This is a genomic window from Paenibacillus sp. FSL R7-0302 (assembly GCF_038006885.1).
In the GTDB taxonomy this organism is placed as follows: Bacteria; Bacillota; Bacilli; order Paenibacillales; family Paenibacillaceae; genus Paenibacillus_AQ.
Map to the genome: position 1 here is coordinate 3,034,052 of NZ_JBBOWB010000001.1, position 15,981 is coordinate 3,050,032.

The 15,981-nt window shown below is 53.7% G+C and carries 12 protein-coding genes; 2 read left to right on the forward strand and 10 right to left on the reverse strand.

Annotated elements, in window-relative coordinates; translation table 11 throughout:
• Positions 1 to 86: 86 nt before the first annotated feature.
• The 3 genes from MKY96_RS13195 to MKY96_RS13205 all read right to left on the reverse strand — a co-directional run bounded on the left by MKY96_RS13195 (position 87) and on the right by MKY96_RS13205 (position 3,418).
• On the reverse strand, positions 87 to 1,205 hold the full coding sequence (locus MKY96_RS13195) for a 5-methyltetrahydropteroyltriglutamate--homocysteine S-methyltransferase (RefSeq protein WP_340940951.1): 1,119 nt from the start codon (positions 1,203 to 1,205) through the stop codon (positions 87 to 89).
• A 15-nt stretch (positions 1,206 to 1,220) separates the two neighbouring features.
• Positions 1,221 to 2,153, reverse strand: coding sequence for a LysR family transcriptional regulator (locus tag MKY96_RS13200; protein WP_076078080.1), 933 nt, complete (start codon positions 2,151 to 2,153; stop codon positions 1,221 to 1,223).
• A gap of 125 nt (positions 2,154 to 2,278) precedes the next feature.
• Positions 2,279 to 3,418, reverse strand: a complete 1,140-nt coding sequence (locus MKY96_RS13205; RefSeq protein ID WP_340940952.1) for a phosphodiester glycosidase family protein — start codon at positions 3,416 to 3,418, stop codon at positions 2,279 to 2,281.
• Between the two features lie 151 nt (positions 3,419 to 3,569).
• Here MKY96_RS13205 and MKY96_RS13210 point away from each other — a divergent pair, with 151 nt between their 5' ends.
• Together MKY96_RS13210 and MKY96_RS13215 are read left to right on the forward strand one after the other, a co-directional pair.
• Positions 3,570 to 4,511, forward strand: a complete 942-nt coding sequence (locus MKY96_RS13210) for a hypothetical protein (protein WP_340940953.1) — start codon at positions 3,570 to 3,572, stop codon at positions 4,509 to 4,511.
• A gap of 82 nt (positions 4,512 to 4,593) precedes the next feature.
• Positions 4,594 to 5,133, forward strand: coding sequence for a DUF4303 domain-containing protein (locus MKY96_RS13215; protein WP_340940954.1), 540 nt, complete (start codon positions 4,594 to 4,596; stop codon positions 5,131 to 5,133).
• A 69-nt stretch (positions 5,134 to 5,202) separates the two neighbouring features.
• Here the strand turns inward: MKY96_RS13215 and MKY96_RS13220 are convergent, their stop codons facing one another.
• The 7 genes from MKY96_RS13220 to MKY96_RS13250 form a co-directional block, all read right to left on the reverse strand.
• Positions 5,203 to 5,712, reverse strand: coding sequence for a GNAT family N-acetyltransferase (locus MKY96_RS13220; RefSeq protein WP_340940956.1), 510 nt, complete (start codon positions 5,710 to 5,712; stop codon positions 5,203 to 5,205).
• Between the two features lie 108 nt (positions 5,713 to 5,820).
• The gene (locus MKY96_RS13225) at positions 5,821 to 7,308 is read right to left on the reverse strand and encodes a TPM domain-containing protein (RefSeq protein WP_340940958.1); all 1,488 of its coding nucleotides are present in this window, start codon (positions 7,306 to 7,308) and stop codon (positions 5,821 to 5,823) included.
• Positions 7,309 to 7,434: 126 nt separating this feature from the next.
• A complete protein-coding gene (locus MKY96_RS13230; protein ID WP_445671437.1) occupies positions 7,435 to 8,265 on the reverse strand; it encodes an aldo/keto reductase in 831 nt (276 codons plus the stop codon).
• 57 nt (positions 8,266 to 8,322) lie between these two features.
• Positions 8,323 to 12,834: a hypothetical protein gene (locus MKY96_RS13235; RefSeq protein WP_340940960.1), complete on the reverse strand. Its 4,512-nt coding sequence runs from the start codon at positions 12,832 to 12,834 to the stop codon at positions 8,323 to 8,325.
• On the reverse strand, positions 12,821 to 13,579 hold the full coding sequence (locus MKY96_RS13240) for a DUF6063 family protein (RefSeq protein ID WP_340940962.1): 759 nt from the start codon (positions 13,577 to 13,579) through the stop codon (positions 12,821 to 12,823). Before MKY96_RS13240 ends, MKY96_RS13235 begins: the two co-directional genes overlap by 14 nt.
• Positions 13,580 to 13,591: 12 nt before the next feature.
• Complete coding sequence (locus MKY96_RS13245; protein ID WP_340940963.1) at positions 13,592 to 15,097, reverse strand: hypothetical protein; 1,506 nt, start codon at positions 15,095 to 15,097, stop codon at positions 13,592 to 13,594.
• Between the two features lie 274 nt (positions 15,098 to 15,371).
• The gene (locus MKY96_RS13250) at positions 15,372 to 15,968 is read right to left on the reverse strand and encodes a GNAT family N-acetyltransferase (RefSeq protein ID WP_340940964.1); all 597 of its coding nucleotides are present in this window, start codon (positions 15,966 to 15,968) and stop codon (positions 15,372 to 15,374) included.
• Positions 15,969 to 15,981 lie beyond the last annotated feature (13 nt).

A 15,981-nucleotide genomic window follows, 5' to 3' on the forward strand; every position in this document is an offset into this window, starting at 1 on the left:
CTGCCTAGCAATCTCCGCAAAAAGGAGGATCGCCACACCGGGCAATCCTCCCCAATTCACATCAATTAATCCCGATCCATTGAGCGCTACACCCAAACCTCATTCGCCGTCTCAATCACCAGCCGCAGCTTATCCCACTGCTCTTCTTCCGTTAAAATGTTGCCTTCCTCCGAGGAGGCGAAGCCGCATTGTGTGCTTAGGCACAGCTTGTTGATGTCTACGTACTGGGCAGCTTCTTCGATACGCGCAATAAGCTGCTCCTTGCTCTCCAGCCCGCCATGCTTGGTGGTCACCAGACCCAGCACGACGAACTGATCCTTGATGAAGCGCAGCGGCTCGAAGTCGCCGGAGCGTTCATTGTCGTATTCGAGGAAGAACGCGTCCACGTTCGTATTCGAGAAAAGCTCCTCGGCGACCGGCCCATACCCTCCGGCGGCGAACCAGGTGGAGCGGAGATTGCCCCTGCATACATGCAGGGCAATGGTCATGTCCGCCGGGCGGCCGGCAATGCTCTCGTTAATCAGCCGGACGTAGTCTTGAGCAAGCTGATCCGGGTCAACGCCCCTGCTGCGCAGATGAGCACGATGTCTGCCGCTGCACAGCGTCCCCCAGGTGGTATCATCCAGCTGCAGATAACGGCAACCGGCATCATAGAAGGCTTGAATCGCCGTCCGGTACACCTGAATGATATCGCCGTACAGCGTTTCGGTATTGGAATAAATGTCGTTGCCGTTATACTCCTGCACGAAATGGAACAAAGAGGGTGAAGGAATCGTCATTTTGGCCAGCGTCTCTCCGGCCATCTGCTGCAAGGTACGGAATTCCTCGACCATAGAATGGTCACCGTAGGCGATTTTACCGGTAATCCTGAAGCTCTCGGCGCGGTTCGTCTGCTCCTTGGAAACGCCGGGAGTACCGCCAAGAGTGATTTTTCCAGTACCCTCAATCCCAAGGAAGAAGTCCAGATGCCACCAGGAGCGGCGGAATTCGCCATCGGTCACAGCCTTCAGTCCAAGCGCCTTCTCCTGCTGAAGCAGCTTGCCAATCTCTATATTCTCAATCTCCCGCAGCTGTCCCGCGGTTAGTTCACCTTCCGCATGCAGGCTGCGTGCATTCCTGATCTCCTCTGTACGCAGGAAGCTCCCGACAATGTCGTAGCGGAAGGGCGGTGCGTTTCTTGTCGATCCGATCACTGGACTGCTCATACGTCCCTCCTGCTCTTATAATAAGAAAGATTCAAGCTCGAAAGCATTACCCGACACCAGATCATTCAGAATATCGATATATGTAGACATAATCTCACTCGGTTTGCGGTCCTTGTGGGCGATCCAGCCGACAGAGAACACTTCCTTGCTGTCAAAAGGAATCGTAATCAGCCCCGCATCATCCAGCTCAGAGGCCATAATCCCAGTCCCTACGGTATACGAATCACTTCCGAGCAGCAAATGAGTCAGCGTGGCCCGGTCGGTCACCTTAATATTCTTCTCAATCTGTGTGAAGCTAAGCATCTCCTCCGAGAAATGCAGTGAATTGTTATCCCCCTGCTCAAAAGTAATGTAAGGATACGGATGAATGTCCTCCGCCGTGATCCACTCTTTTGCAGCCAATACATGCCCTGCCCGCACATAGACATGCGGATTCGTATTGAACAGCGGAGTGAACTTCAGGTTCCCGTCACTGAACAGCTTGTTCATAATCTTGTAATTGCTCTCATTGATATACAGAATCCCGATGTCGCTGCGCAGGGTACGCACATCCTCGATGATCTCATAGGTCTGCGTCTCTCTCAGGCTGAAATTGTATTCCTGCACCTTGCTCTCCTTCATCAGCTTCACAAAAGCATCCGTAACAAACGCATAATGCTGTGTAGATACCGAGAAATAGATCGGGCTGCGCTTCTTGCCGGTATAGCGGTTCTCCATGAATTCGGTCTGCTCAATAATCTGCCGGGCATAGCCCAGGAATTCCATGCCTTCCGCCGAGATGCTGATTCCCCGGTTATTCCGTTCAAAAATCGTGATGCCCAGCTCGTTCTCCAGCTCCTTGATAGCATTCGAGAGGCTGGGCTGCGACACAAATAGCCGTTTGGCCGCTTCATTCATAGAGCCGCTGTTCGCAATCTCAATCGCGTAGCGGAGCTGCTGCAAAGTCAAACCTTTTCCCCCTCCGATCAAGGACTTCACCTGGCAGGTTCAGCAAAATAAGAATTTACTTGTTATCCTAGCACACCTGCCGCGTCTGATCTACTATAGATTATGAAGCAGGGAACCTGTGGATGCTACTGGGTGCGCTTCTTGCCTGCGTCGATCTTGGCCGGGTCCAGCCCTTCCCAGATATTCTTGATCTTCGCGTTCTCGGGGTCATCAAATACTAGGAATGCCGTCGGCAGGTAACGCTCCCCATACTGCGAAGAGGGCTTGTTGACAATCTCGTTGTCCTTCACCAGCACCGTCGAAGATCCCCCGTCCAGATTGGCCGCAATGACCGCCCCATGCTTCAGCATAATCTGCTGCACATCATACAGGTTCGCCCCGATGCTGTAGCCCGGCTGCCGTCCGTCAATCACTACGAAGAGGAGCGCACCGTCCGCCCGTTGGCCCATTGCAGTTCTTGGCGCGATGCCCCAGCCTTCGGCGGCATTCTTAATCTGGCCTTTACCGTTCACAATAATCCGTGGCTGAAAAGAAACCGCCTCCTGCACCCCCATCTTGCTGAGCTGATCCAGCGTGTAGTTACCGGCAACCATTTTGCCTTCCTTATCGATGCCGACAATATGAGTGGATTTCTTGCCGCCCAGTCCATTGTAGAACAGCTTCCCTTGCGAGATCACCAGCCCGATCGGCTTGAAGCCATTGCCCTTCCAGTTCGGATCGGCGAAGCCGCCGCCGTTCACCCCGGCGATAGCCCCCGTCCGTGCCACCATGCTGGATACCTTCTCCCCGGAGCCGATTTTGCCCGGCACACCCAGGCGCACCTTCTTGGGATCGTTCACAATCATGACATAGCCGCTATACCCGCTGCCCGTGACTTCTTCAATCTGGACGAGCGGTGTATGCTCCGCTTCCTTTACAGGCTCAGGCTTGATCTCATGGGTATCAACCTCGTCGCCCATCTCCTCGAAGCGCTTGGTATAATCGCTGACGCGGTGCTTCAGTTCCTCTTCGCCGATAATATATTTGGCCCAGTGCCGGTGTTGAGTTGTAATCAGCGTATCTGCGATCAGGAAGCGCGTATTCTGGGCCGACGGTGCAAAATAGAGCCAGCCTCCGGCTGCTATAACCAGAATGAAACAGACCATGAACACCCTGAAGAGTGTGTGGAAGAAACCTCTTTTCTTGCGCTTGCGCGCCGGTGTCTTCTTCTTGCGGACAGTAGAACGTTGTGGTAAAGAGCTCACTTCTGAAATCCTCCCTAACATACTGATAATGGTTAAGTCTATAAACTCACAACTTCCATGATAGACGAAATCTCTGATTTAAAAGTTTCAGTTTGTTTAACTCTGTCCAGAAACTGTAAACTAGTTCATATAAGCGCAGGCCGGCCCAATTAAAACATAGGAGGACAGCGGCATGAAACAGCAATTCATCACAGCCTTGGAGCAGAACAATCGGGAGTTGATACGGCAAATACCCAAAGGCGATCTGCACAACCATATCACCCGGGGTGGCAACAAACGTTACATCACAGCTTGGTGCGATACGGCTATACCGGAATGTCCAACATTTAAGGATCTTGGGGAGATGAACTGGTGGAATGCCCGCTATATCAAGCCTTTGCTGCCCGGACGAATCGGGTATGAGAAGCGGATTGAGGCTGCTTTTGTCCAAGCGAAGACCGACGGTGTTCAATTGCTGCATATGAGTGTGACGATGGGAGAAGAAGAGTGGTTTAACGGCTCTATAGCAACACTGATCCATACCATTCAGGGCATCCATCAGCGGGTTGCGCCGGAGATTCATTTTGTGCCGGAGCTTACCTTTCTTACTCATACACCAATCCAAGAAACCATTGAGAGGCTCGAACAATATCTTGAGTATAACTACTTTAGATCGCTCGATATTTTTGGCGATGAGTCTGCTGTTCCGGGGTTTAAGCAGGCGTTCCGCATAGCGAAGGCGAAAGGGCTGATTCTCAAAGCGCATGTAGGGGAATTTGGTACATCTGATCTGGTAAAACAAGCGGTGGAGGAACTGGAGCTGGATCAGGTTCAGCATGGCATCGCAGCCGCACAATCGCCAGAGACGATGAAGTGGCTTGCCGACCATCATATCCAGCTTAACATCTGCCCCACCAGCAATGTTCTACTCTCCCGGGTGCCTGATTATGGGTCACATCCCATCCGCAAGCTCTATGATTATGGAGTCACAGTCACGGTGAATACGGATGATATGATTATTTTTGACCAGAGTGTGTCGGACGAGTTCGTTAATCTGTATCGGGCCGGATTGTTCAGTGTGAAGGAGTTGAATACAATCAGGGAGAATGCGCTGACAGAGGCAAACCGGAGATAAAGGCAGCTGCTTGCATTCCTATACGCAACGCCACTATTCTATAAGTGAAGTCATACTAAATCGTAATATAAGGAGGGTTATAATGAACGCTTTTCTAACTGAATTTGAACAACGGATTCGCGAGGGCTTTGTGGCTGACCTTGAAGCTATATTGGCGGAAGTAGCACATGAGAAGGTATATGTCTGCGCAATTGGTACAGATAGCGACTTTGTCACTCTGTTCCTTGCTGTCAATACAGAGCAATCACTTGCCAGACATATTGCCGATATGACAAGTGAAGGCTTATGTGATGATGCTGAAACAGAGCTTTATTACAAATGGGGAATTTCCGAATTTCAATATGGTGAGCATTCGCATTTTAATCATATCAGCCGTTTTTTATATGCTGAGGATAATGTATACCAATATAAAGATGAAATGGTCAACATCATTGCCAAGGTTGTTAATGAAACCAAGGACGATGTATTCACAAAATATAATCAAACCAAAGAGGACATTACCTTCTTTGTATCCATGACCGACGATGAGCTGGCAGAGGAATTAGAGAATGAATCGGTGGCGCTTATGACAAATCCTGAATTAGTTCCTGAATTTATGGCACGCTATGATGCTGAAATCTAAAAAAAACCAACAGCGGCAGCCCGGACATTAACGTCCCTGACTGCCGCTGTAACAATGGTAATTCGTGCTCTACCTTGATTTTGTCAAGTATAGAGTAAGCTCATCATCCACCCGCACCTGACTTCCAGGAACAGCGGGCAGGTTGTCATACATGAGTCCCCGGCCATCCGGGACATAGCCCCGCTTGATGTACAGCCTTTGGGCCGTACCATAGCTGTCATACAATCCGAAACCAATGCCAACCGTGTCAAATCTGGCGAATGCTTCTGCTTCGAGAGCGTCCATCAACATAATGCCGATACCGGATTTCCGCAAGGCCGGAATCACATCGAGATTCTGAATCTCTGGAATATGATTCTCTGCAAAATAAGGATAGTGTGACGTATACACGATATGTCCCCAGCCTGCAAACTCATTCCCACGAAGGGCTACCAGCGTAAGCCGCTTCTCCCCTTCGTTCTCCTTCCAACACTGTTCAATATACGCTACCGGTTTGCTGACATCATGCGGGGCCAGCCCTTCATGTATCCATGTAATATCCTCGGACTTCATCCGGCGGACCGTGATAGATGTACTCATAAAGTCAATCATTCCTTTCCAGCTGGACTGTGCTTTTGAAAAAAAGCCGTGCATTCCTGCACGGCTTCACGCTAACTCTAGCACAGCTTAGCGGTTGAGCGACTCGGATTAACCGTGTCTGCCTACACCGCCACCGCTGCTTGCACTGCCGCGTCCGCCAGAGTTGCTATCATCGTCGTCATCGTTGGAGGAATAACGGCCGGCTCCACCGCCGCCCGAGTATCCGCCACCGCCACGATTCCTGTCATCATCGTCATCGTCACGCGAGGAATACCGCCCCGCTCCGCCACCGCTCGAAGAACCTCCGCCCCCGGAGTTACTGCCCCAGAAGCTGCTGGAGCTGGATGAGCTGCTCCCCGAGGAAGAGTGATGGTGCGGCCGCCGGTATCTTCTTCTCTGGCTGTAGCCATAACCGGGCTGGCCGGTCCAGGCGCCATAACGCCGGATATTGCGCGGGTTATGCGGATTTATCCGTATCCCGTAACGGGCAACATAACGGTTGCGCGCGGCAGCCGCAAGACTGATTAGCGCGACAAGAACCAGGAAAATCCCGAGAATCATCATTCCCTTTGATCTGGAGACAGGCACCAGCTTCACAGGTTCCTTCGCTGTCACAGGTGCTTTGCTGACAGTAGAGGCTGCTGCGGATGTGAAGCTGCCTGCGGCTTGTCCCGAAGCAGCATCTGCCCGGGCCAGGAAAAAGCTGTAGAAGGCATTCGCCGTCCCCACCACGCCGCCAGCGTAATCTTTTGCCGCGAATTTAGGCTCCAGCACCATATTCAGAATCCCGCTGATCCGCTCATTCGTCAGCACTCTATCGATCGATTTGCCCTGTAGCACATGATAGTTATCTCCGCCGATATCCACTACCAGCATCACATCTCTGGGTCCGGCAGCAACCCCGGCGAATTTCGCATAGGTGTAATCCTGCAGGCTCTTGCCGCCAGTATTCTTAACAGTTACCACATAGATTCCGCTCCCGGTGGTAGCCGCGTAACGGTTACTCGACTGATTCAGATAATCCTTGGTAACTTGCGGGAGGATTCCGGCGTTGTCCGAGACATAGCTGCGGGTACCAAGTGTTTCCGAGTAGCTTCCGCCGAGCTTCTGAATGAAGGAGCCATAGGTTTTATGAGCACCGGCGCTATACTTCTTGGCAGCGAAGTCCGGCTCCAGCGATGCCGAGAGAATCTTCGAGATCACACCACTGTTCAGCTCAGTCTCCAGTCCCTTGCCGGGAACGGCCCAGTAATCATCGTCCTTAATGGAGAGCAGCAGCAGAAGTCCGTTATTCTTGTCCGCAGAGCCGACTCCCCATGAATTGAACAGCGAGGTCGCATATTTCTCCATAGATACGCCGTTCGTCGAATTCACCGTAACCAGCACTACCTGCGCACCGGTCTCCTGATAGAGCTTCACCCCATAGTTGACCATGTAATTCTCGGTCTTCTCATCAATCACGTTCGCGTAGTCATTCACATAAAAGGCTTCCGAATGAGCCGGTACTGCCGCCTCCGCCTTCCCCGGAATGAACGGCAGCAGCATAATGATCAGCATACCGGTCAGCACTGTTTGCAGTATTCTTGCACGCTTCATGAAATCCCCTCCGGCTTCTCAAATCTCTTCTATTACTATATCGGTTACGCACGGGATGGACGTATAGTTCCATCTCTCTTATGTGTATGTCCGAATCTAGTAATTATTCAAAAGAGTCTGCCGGGCTTACTCGTTATTAAACCGGTCCGGGTGAGAGCCGAAGCGCTGATCGCGGTTCAGGCCGTTAATCCGGCTGATCTCCTCTTCTGACAGCTCGAAGTCAAAAATATCGGCATTCGCAATAATCCGCTCCGCCTTGACCGACTTCGGAATCGTCACGATTCCGTTCTGCAGATCCCAGCGCAGGATCACCTGCGGCAGTGTTTTGTTGTGTCGGGCTGCAATATCAGCAAGTACCTCATTGTCCAGCAGATGACCTTGGGCCAGCGGGGCCCAGGCTTCAATCTGAATGCCCTGCGCCTTGCAGTATTCGCGGAGCTCTTGCTGGTTAAGCAGCGGATGCAGCTCCACCTGGTTGACCATCGGCTTCACGGTGGCGTCTGCCAGCAGATCCTCCAGATGATCGATCTGGAAGTTGGATACCCCGATGGCCCGGACTTTACCGTCTGCATACAGCTTCTCAAGGGCACGCCAGGTATCTTTGTATTTGGCCCGGATCGGCCAGTGCACCAGATACAGATCGGCATAATCCAGTCCCAGCTTGCTTAAGCTCTGGTCAAATGCTGCCAGCGTAGAATCATAGCCCTGCTCTGTATTCCATACCTTGGTGGTGATGAACAGCTCCTCACGCGCTACTCCCGATTCACGGATAGCCTGTCCGACCCCTTCTTCATTTCCATATACGGATGCGGTATCAATACTTCTATAACCGGCCTTGATGGCTGCTTTGACCGAATCAATAACCTCCTGGCCCTCTTGTACCTTGAATACGCCCAGCCCGAACCATGGCATTTCTACACCGTTAGCTAATTTCGTTGCCGATTTTAAGTTCATCATAATCACACTACCACCTGTCTCTATGATTTGTAGGGTTACCCAGTGATGCTTCTATTTCTAGAATAATGAAGCAGGGATCAGCTTGCGGCCGCCTTTGATCAGGGTCGAATCCAGGGCATCCCCTTTATCTCCGCCAAAATACAGCTGCCAGTACACGCCGAAGCGGATGCTGACATCATTCTTGACCAGCTCCGGCGGCGTGACGATCAGCCACTGGAACTTCAGCGCCTTCGAAATCTCGAAGACCGGGTCAAGCACGTTATTCGAGACCATCTCACCGAACGGGTTATCGTACAGGAAGACCGTCCAGCCTTTATTTTCCCGGTTAACACGCTTGTGGGTCATGATCATCATCGCCACCAGCAATTGAACAGACTGGCGTTGTCCGCCGCTGCCTACCGCCTCATCCAGCGCGCCGCGGTTGATAACCTCCCAATCGGAATAATGATAGTCCTCGGGAGCGGCATACAGGAAGTAATTCTCCGTCACCGGCTTATACACCTGCAACACCGGGAAGCGGTTCTGCAGCGCCGCGTACACCATGCGTCCATCGTTAATCAGCTCTCTGACGGCCGAAGCCGGAACCTGCTCCATCTTCGGGAACCGCTCCAGCAGGCTGCTGATGCAGCGGTTGAAGTACTCGCTGACCAGCGGTTCGATGTCATCGGTCGTCCGTGGAACATTAATATTCTTGTAATTCAGCTTAACCAGCGGGAAGGCATGGCCGTTCTCATTGTGAATGATCATCCGGCGTTCCATCCGCTTCAGAATATCAACGATCTGCACCACACGCTTGGCTGCACGGCCTACCCACAGCTTGCGGGACAGCTCCATATCCTCTTTATCGCTGCGGATGCTCTCCATCTGATCGCGTGAGCTCTGAAGCATCGAATCCAGCACCTGTAAGGCGATAGCGAAATCATCCCAGTGAACATTGTTCAGGCGTTCCTGAATCTTGGTCTCAAGCTCTGCATTCCAGCCGGACTTGGCTACCTTGCCGCTTAGGTCAGTCTTCTCTTCCTTCACCTTGCGGGAGATATCTGCCCGCTGGCTGCGGCTCTCCTTGCTGCGCTGCAGCCAATCCTCCACCAGCGTCTCGCAGCTCTCCCGCACCTTCAGCTGCAATTCTTCAGGCACCTCCCGAAGAGACACACGGTGCTCGACATGAGTATCCATGATCCGGCTCTGATTGCCGAGAACGAGCAGCCATTGATCCATGGAAGCCAGCGCCTGCTTACTGGTATTCAGCAGATGCTCATTCTCCCGGACCCGCAGACTGATCTCTTCCTCCTTCTGTGCCAGAGGCTCATGCCACAGCTCTACCGTCCGCTCATGCTTCTCCTTGATTGCCTTCTCGGACTTGCCCAGCTCTTTGCGCAGGCTGTCAAGCTCGGTCTGACAGCGGATGAAGGAATCACGGAGCTGCTGGTAGTCCTCGTCCAGAATCATCGTGTCACTCTTCTGGCGGACTCTGGCGGACTGAATCATATCCGGTGACTCCTGCGGCTCAGGGGCAGACGGCCATCCGGCATCTACCTGCTGCACCGCAGCTTCCAGCTCAGCCAGCTGTTCTCTGGCCGCCTTGATCTGGGCTGTTCTGGTGCGGATCTCCAGCTCGTTCTGGCTTAGCGACTGCTGAAGACTCTCGACCGTACTGAGCACCTGCAGCAGCTTGTCCTGTACCGCCTCATTCAGCACTTCATCGGCAGCTGCTTGATCCGCCTCAGCATTCGCATCCTGAACCTTCGCACCCGCAGCTTCTCCGGGGAACTCTATGTCCGGGAACCAATTCTGCAGCCGCGGGAATACGGAATAACGTGCATCCCCGATCCATTTCTCACGCTGCAAGGCGAGACTGTCCATCTCCGCCTTCAGCCGGGCGAGCTGCTGGTCCTTAACTGCAATCTCTTTGCTGAGGTTATTCTTCTGTTCCACAGACTTTTGCTTGTCTGTATAGCTCTGCTCGTGCTTCCGGCTCCGCTCACTCCACTCCCGCAGCGCCGCCGCCCGGGTCTCCTGCTCGGACTTCTCCGCTTCACAGGCTGACAGGTCTCTGGAAATTCCAGCCAGAACCTCCTCATAGCGTACCTGTTCTGCGTTCATTTCATTCAGCTGGCTGCGAAGCTGCTGCAGCAGGGTCTCCGCACTCTTCTGTCTGCTCCGCAGACTTGCGGTATGCTCGCCTTGATGCAGGCGCTCATATTCCTGCCGGGCGCTTCTCAGCTTGGCAAGATACGCTTCCTCCGCCTGAAGCTCCTCCTCCTGCTCACGGAGTCTGGAGGCCATCCCCCGCTTCCACTCCTGAAAATGATCCGGCTGCAAGACCATTTGCGGCCCTTGATGGGCCAGCAGCAGGAAGGCGTCTCTACCGCCCTCCGCCATCTCCTCACGCACGAAGACCGGGACCGGAGCCTTAAGCAGAAGCTCCTTAAGCAGCTCCGGCTGCAGCTTAGCCGCTTCACGCTTCGTGACAATCAGGCCGTAAGGAAGCAGCGGATGGCGTTCCAGCTCCTCCTCACGGACCAGATAAGGCTGATCGTTCAGATACATGGTGCCAGTCATAGAACTAATCTTGAGGGCATCCAGCGTATCCTTCACCGTTACAATATCATGGTTAGGCAGCCAGTAGGCTTCCTGCTGTAGCTCAACATCCAGCAGCTGCTGATAATAATCCCGCCGCAGCCGCTTCGTCTGCTGCTCGGTATCCTCCAGCCTGCGAATGAACCGCTCCTCGATTAGAGGCTTCGCTTCGAATAGAGCTGTCGCGCCTAAGCGCTGATGCTCCTCATACATCTCCAGCAGCACTACGAGCTGTGACCAGAGCTGTGATTCCTTGTTCATCTGCGCTTCGGTGCGTCCGGTCAGCTCCTCAGCCTGAGCCTCAGCCCCCAGCAGCTTCTCAGCCAGCCGGGTATGCTGCGTATGCAGGAGCAGCTTCTGGTCTTCAGCGGTCTTGCGCTGTTCGTTCAAGGCCTCAATCTGCTCAGTCAGCCCTCTGGCCGCAATCAGCGTCCGCTGTAGGGCGGCTGCCGGTGAGTGGGCGGCTTCCTGTCCGTGGCGGGAAGCGAACACACCCAGATCCTCTGTATACTGACGGATCATGGCTGTTAATTCCTGGAGCTTCCCGTCCAGTCTGCCAAGCTCCAGCAGCAATTCCTCCCTCCCCTTGCGCAGAATCTGTTCTTCCGCTGCATGGGAATGCTGCTGTCCGCTGTAGAACAGGCTCTTCGCCTGCCATAGCCGGTAGACCTGCTCCCACTGTGCCCGCAGCTCCTGCTTGGCGCTTTGAATCACCTCTTGGCGCTCCTTCATCGCAAGCGACCCTTCGATGGCTTCAATCTCCTTCTGCCACTGCTCCATCTGGCGGAGCTGCAGCTTGCGCCGGGCCAGATAATGGGCGACCTCCAGCGACTTCTCCCGCTGCTTGGATTCTTCCAGACGTTGCTTGGCCCGTGTCTGATTATCAGAGACCACTCTGAAGTGCTCCTGCTTGCCGTCATGGTCTTCCTTCAGCCGCAGGTACTTCAGATTATCGCTCTCGAATCTGAGCGTCTTCGCTTCCAGATAATGTCCGGCCAGCTCATCCCCCGTTATGCGGCGCTTGTCTTCCGCCTGCTTCAGTTCATCATGAATAACGGTATAGAGCTGCGCTCCCAGCCTCTCTGTCTCCCGGAAGCTGAGGTCCGCCTCCGTTCCGAGCTTCACCGCTTCATACAGAGGAGCCGCAAGAGAGGTGAACTCGGCAAAAGCGCGCTCCCGCTGCTCCAGCATCGGCAGCCGCTGTGCAACCGTAGCGGTGTCCACGAACATCCGCTGAAGCGAGCCCTCATCCTCGCGCAGGCTCCCTCCCAGACTGGAACCGATCTCTGGAATAATCAGCCGCTCGAAGAGATTATGATTGGTGAAAGCGTCATTTTTCTGGAAATAGCCCTTGATGCCGCCCTCTTCCCCGTTGATTCTGCGCATATTGCGCCATTCATCAATATGGATATCATGGTCAGCCAGGTAGGCATAGTATTTCTTCAGATCGGAGCTGCTGCTGCCGTAGACATTAATCTCACCCCGCCGTTCCCGCACAAACTGCTGAATCGCTTCGAAGCTCGCGGGCGTATTCAGCTCATGATCATATAAGGGAAGGGTGGAGAGTGTAAGCTCAGCCGACTCCTCATATTTCAGCAGCGCGTATAGCAGATAATCCACTTTGATCTCAAGCTGGTCCATGGAATGCTGGGCCGTCATCGCGATCCCGGTGGTGACATACTCCGTCCGCTCCTTATCGTCGAGCCGCCATTCGATGGCCACGTGGAAGGTGTAGGGCTTCAGCTGTTTTTTGTGATTATGGAAGAAGGCCTCGACCTGGTTCTCATTATCCTTACCCCAGGCGGCTCTAGGCATCAGCAACTGGAAAATCGACTGCAGCAGCACGCCCTTCCCCCCGCCGTTCATCAGCGTAATCAGGGTATTGGCCGGGCCTTCTTCATTACACAGATCGAGGATCATATCCTCATATTTCTTCAGCATCTTCTCGTATTTCAGTCCGGCGATGCGGATTCGCTCAATGCGCGGCATGGGCTTCACCCTCCTGTTCGCTCAGTGTGCGGCCAATCAGAGCCTTCAGCTCTTTGTACCGGTCCACATCATGGTAGAGATAACGCATCCGCTCGTACAGCTCTTCCCGGGGGAAAATCCGCTTCTCATGCTCGGAAATGAACACCAGATGCTCCTCCTCCAGCAGCTTCATTCCTTCGTGAATGAGGCCAATCCGGGAGCCTGCACCGCGGGTCAGCGAATCGCCCTCCTCCTGGCTGCGGGTCTGCATATAGAGGCTGGTCCACACTCTGTGCATCGCCTGGATATCCAGCCGCCACTGCTTGCTGAAGCTGCCGTCTTCATCCATGCCAATCCAGCCTTGGAACAACTCGGATACCTGATCCGACAGTTGGATGTAAGACATGCTGTCCTGTCCCGGCTTGAAGTGCTGCTCATCCTGATCCATCTCCGCCAGGAAGACAAGGATAATAACGTTAATGATATGTAGATGCGTCTTACGCTCAATCCGTGAATATTTATTACGCAGCTGAGTGAAGTTGCTGGCGAACCCGGAGCCGATCGGACTCACGAGCAGGTGCAGGCGGTGACCGGAATTCATAATCCGGCAGCCGGCTTCTTTGGCTACATATTGCAGGGCATCATAGGCGGCGGTATCCTGCAGACATTCGGCGGCAGCGGGATCATCCAGCGGAATCACCTTGCGCCGAAGCAGGTCGAAGAACAGCCTGGAAGCCTGCTGAACTTGCTCTAAGGAATAACTCATATCCGAATCATCTCACTTCTCTACTATAGTAATGGTATAAGGGCTGATCTCAAGACCAGGGATACGGATGCTGCCCTGCTGCTGTGAAGAGATGGTAGTCCGCAGCCTTAAGCCGCGCAACACCGCAAGCTCCGGGTGGTCCAGCATCAGCCGCTGAAGCAGCTTCTGGCACTCGTCCGCGACGCCATGGCCTTCCGCTTCCTGCTCCTCGACAGTAATTATGGTATGGAAAAATTGCACCCACAAATCCACGGCATCCGGACAATCCGCCCAGCGCCGCTGCTCCTGCTCCGTGAATGCCTCCGCAGTGAAGGTGAAGCTGCCCTGCGCAGCCACTCCGGCAATGACGGGCAGCCACAGTTCACATACCTCGGTCCAGGGAATATCTCTGGGCACATAATGGATGTCCTCTTCTTCCCCGGCTTCCTCCGTCACATCCGGCGTATCCTCCGGCAGGAAGCCAACCTCCTGCTCTTCCCAGGCCCAGGCCAGCGGATAGATGAAATCCTGGCTGGGCGAGAACAGCCCGCTGATCAGCGTCTCCAGGCTATCCCCGTCCCGCAGCCCTTCGGGCTTCACCCATTCCTCCCACACATGGGTGCGGAAGTTAAAGCCCGCTGCTCCCCAGAATAATTCCGGGAAGTTCAGCCGCAGATTCGTCTCCGCTTCGAAGATGCTCAGCACGACCTCGGCCAGCTCGTCATGCACCCGCCGGGACAGCTCCACCCGCTCAGAGAGCTGACGCAGCTCATTGAAATCAATGACATCCTTCTCATCATTGGCCAGCCGGGCCAGCGAGCGGTGGATATTATCGAAATGCTTGCGTTCCTCGTCAAACTGCTGGTGGATCTCCTCCAGCCGCTCGTGCCGCTGAGTGCCGTATTCGCTGAAGATATGCTTCGGATTACGGCGCAGGGCATTACGGTATTCCTGCTGCTGCTGGGTCATTTTGCGCACGCGGGAGATCAGCTCATTCACATCCTGCATCGCCCGGGTAACCCGTCCATGCTTGATATGCATCTGAATCTCCAGCAGCTTGATGCTGACCTGGAACTCATCGATAATCTCGTGGCTCATGAAGATCAGCTCCATCGCATACTCGGAGAGCCGGTAAATGGTCGTCCCGTTCTCCTCCCAGCTGATACGCGTAGCATCCTCGTCCACAGTGAAATACTTGTATTTCTGGACCCCGATCTGCCGGGTATGGTCATCATAATAATGGGCCTCGAAATCGCCGCCGCTGCCGCTCCACAACAGTCCGTCCACCAGCCGCTCGACCGATTCCGGGCTGCCGAGCTTCTCTATGCCGAAGCGCTCCAGCGAGCTCCAGGCCAGATCCACCAGATCCTCCCTGGCCCGCTGTTCATTCGATTCCAGCTCCAGATAATAGACCTGCAGCAGCACACTAAGCGCAATCATTTCCTTATACGGCTGCAGCTCACCCAGATTCATGCCTGCGCCCAGACTCCATAAGGGATTCAGCCGCTTGTTCCGTTCTCCGAAATCATTCCAGTTCATCCTCTAGCCAACCTCGCCATCACTTCATAATTTCCCTACAACATAACATAAACCCAAATCCGCACCGCAGGGTGAAGGTTGGGCCGGAACATACAAATATAGACGGTTTGTTCATGCTCAGAACCCCGAGATAATGGGAATGTATGTTTCTATTCTCATGTCATTCTATTATATCAATGTTTCATAGATATGGCTATTTGCAAAATAAATAGAGGAGCCCTCGCAGGGACCCCTCTATGTTAAAGCACTACTTTACACCACACCATAGCAACCGCTATTTATATTTCTCATTCACCAGATATTGCAGATTCTTCTTCACCGCAGGCCATTCCTCATCGATAATGCTGTACAGCACATTGTCCATAACAGCCCCGTCAGCGGTAATACGATGCTTGCGCAGGACGCCCTCCCGGACCGCTCCAATCCGCTCAATGGCCCGCTGGGAGCGCAGGTTGTGACTGACAATGGAGAAGTCCACCCGGATCAGCCCCAGCACCTCGAATGCATGTTGCAGCAAAAGCAGCTTCGACTCCGTATTCACCGCAGTTCTCCAGTATTCCGGTGAGATCCAGGTGCAGCCGATCTCTGCATTGCGATGCGTACCGTCCAGATGCATCAACCGCGTAGTCCCTACGATCCGGCCGGATGCCTGCTCCACCATCACATAAGGCATATCCTTGCCTGCCGCCTGATTCGTCAGAGCCGTATCCACCAGTTGTCCTGCCTGTTCCTCTGAGCTGATCCGTCTCCAGGTGTACTCCCAGATCAACGGATTGTGCAGCAGCTTCTTAAGCTCAGGCTTATGCTCTGCCGTCAAAGCCACAAGCCGGATTACGCTACCTGCAAGCTGCCCTGTTTCTATTGCTGTCAACTGATTTCCCCCT

What these genes read in the sequence shown, in the direction of transcription:
- MKY96_RS13245 (WP_340940963.1), bottom strand. Translation starts at nt 15,097, where the DNA reads ATGAACTGGAATGATTTCGGAGAACGGAACAAGCGGCTGAATCCCTTA.
- MKY96_RS13195 (WP_340940951.1), bottom strand. Translation starts at nt 1,205, where the DNA reads ATGAGCAGTCCAGTGATCGGATCGACAAGAAACGCACCGCCCTTCCGC.
- MKY96_RS13235 (WP_340940960.1), bottom strand. Translation starts at nt 12,834, where the DNA reads ATGCCGCGCATTGAGCGAATCCGCATCGCCGGACTGAAATACGAGAAG.
- MKY96_RS13230 (WP_445671437.1), bottom strand. Translation starts at nt 8,265, where the DNA reads ATGATGAACTTAAAATCGGCAACGAAATTAGCTAACGGTGTAGAAATG.
- MKY96_RS13210 (WP_340940953.1), top strand. Translation starts at nt 3,570, where the DNA reads ATGAAACAGCAATTCATCACAGCCTTGGAGCAGAACAATCGGGAGTTG.
- MKY96_RS13205 (WP_340940952.1), bottom strand. Translation starts at nt 3,418, where the DNA reads ATGTTAGGGAGGATTTCAGAAGTGAGCTCTTTACCACAACGTTCTACT.
- MKY96_RS13240 (WP_340940962.1), bottom strand. Translation starts at nt 13,579, where the DNA reads ATGAGTTATTCCTTAGAGCAAGTTCAGCAGGCTTCCAGGCTGTTCTTC.
- MKY96_RS13225 (WP_340940958.1), bottom strand. Translation starts at nt 7,308, where the DNA reads ATGAAGCGTGCAAGAATACTGCAAACAGTGCTGACCGGTATGCTGATC.
- MKY96_RS13215 (WP_340940954.1), top strand. Translation starts at nt 4,594, where the DNA reads ATGAACGCTTTTCTAACTGAATTTGAACAACGGATTCGCGAGGGCTTT.
- MKY96_RS13220 (WP_340940956.1), bottom strand. Translation starts at nt 5,712, where the DNA reads ATGAGTACATCTATCACGGTCCGCCGGATGAAGTCCGAGGATATTACA.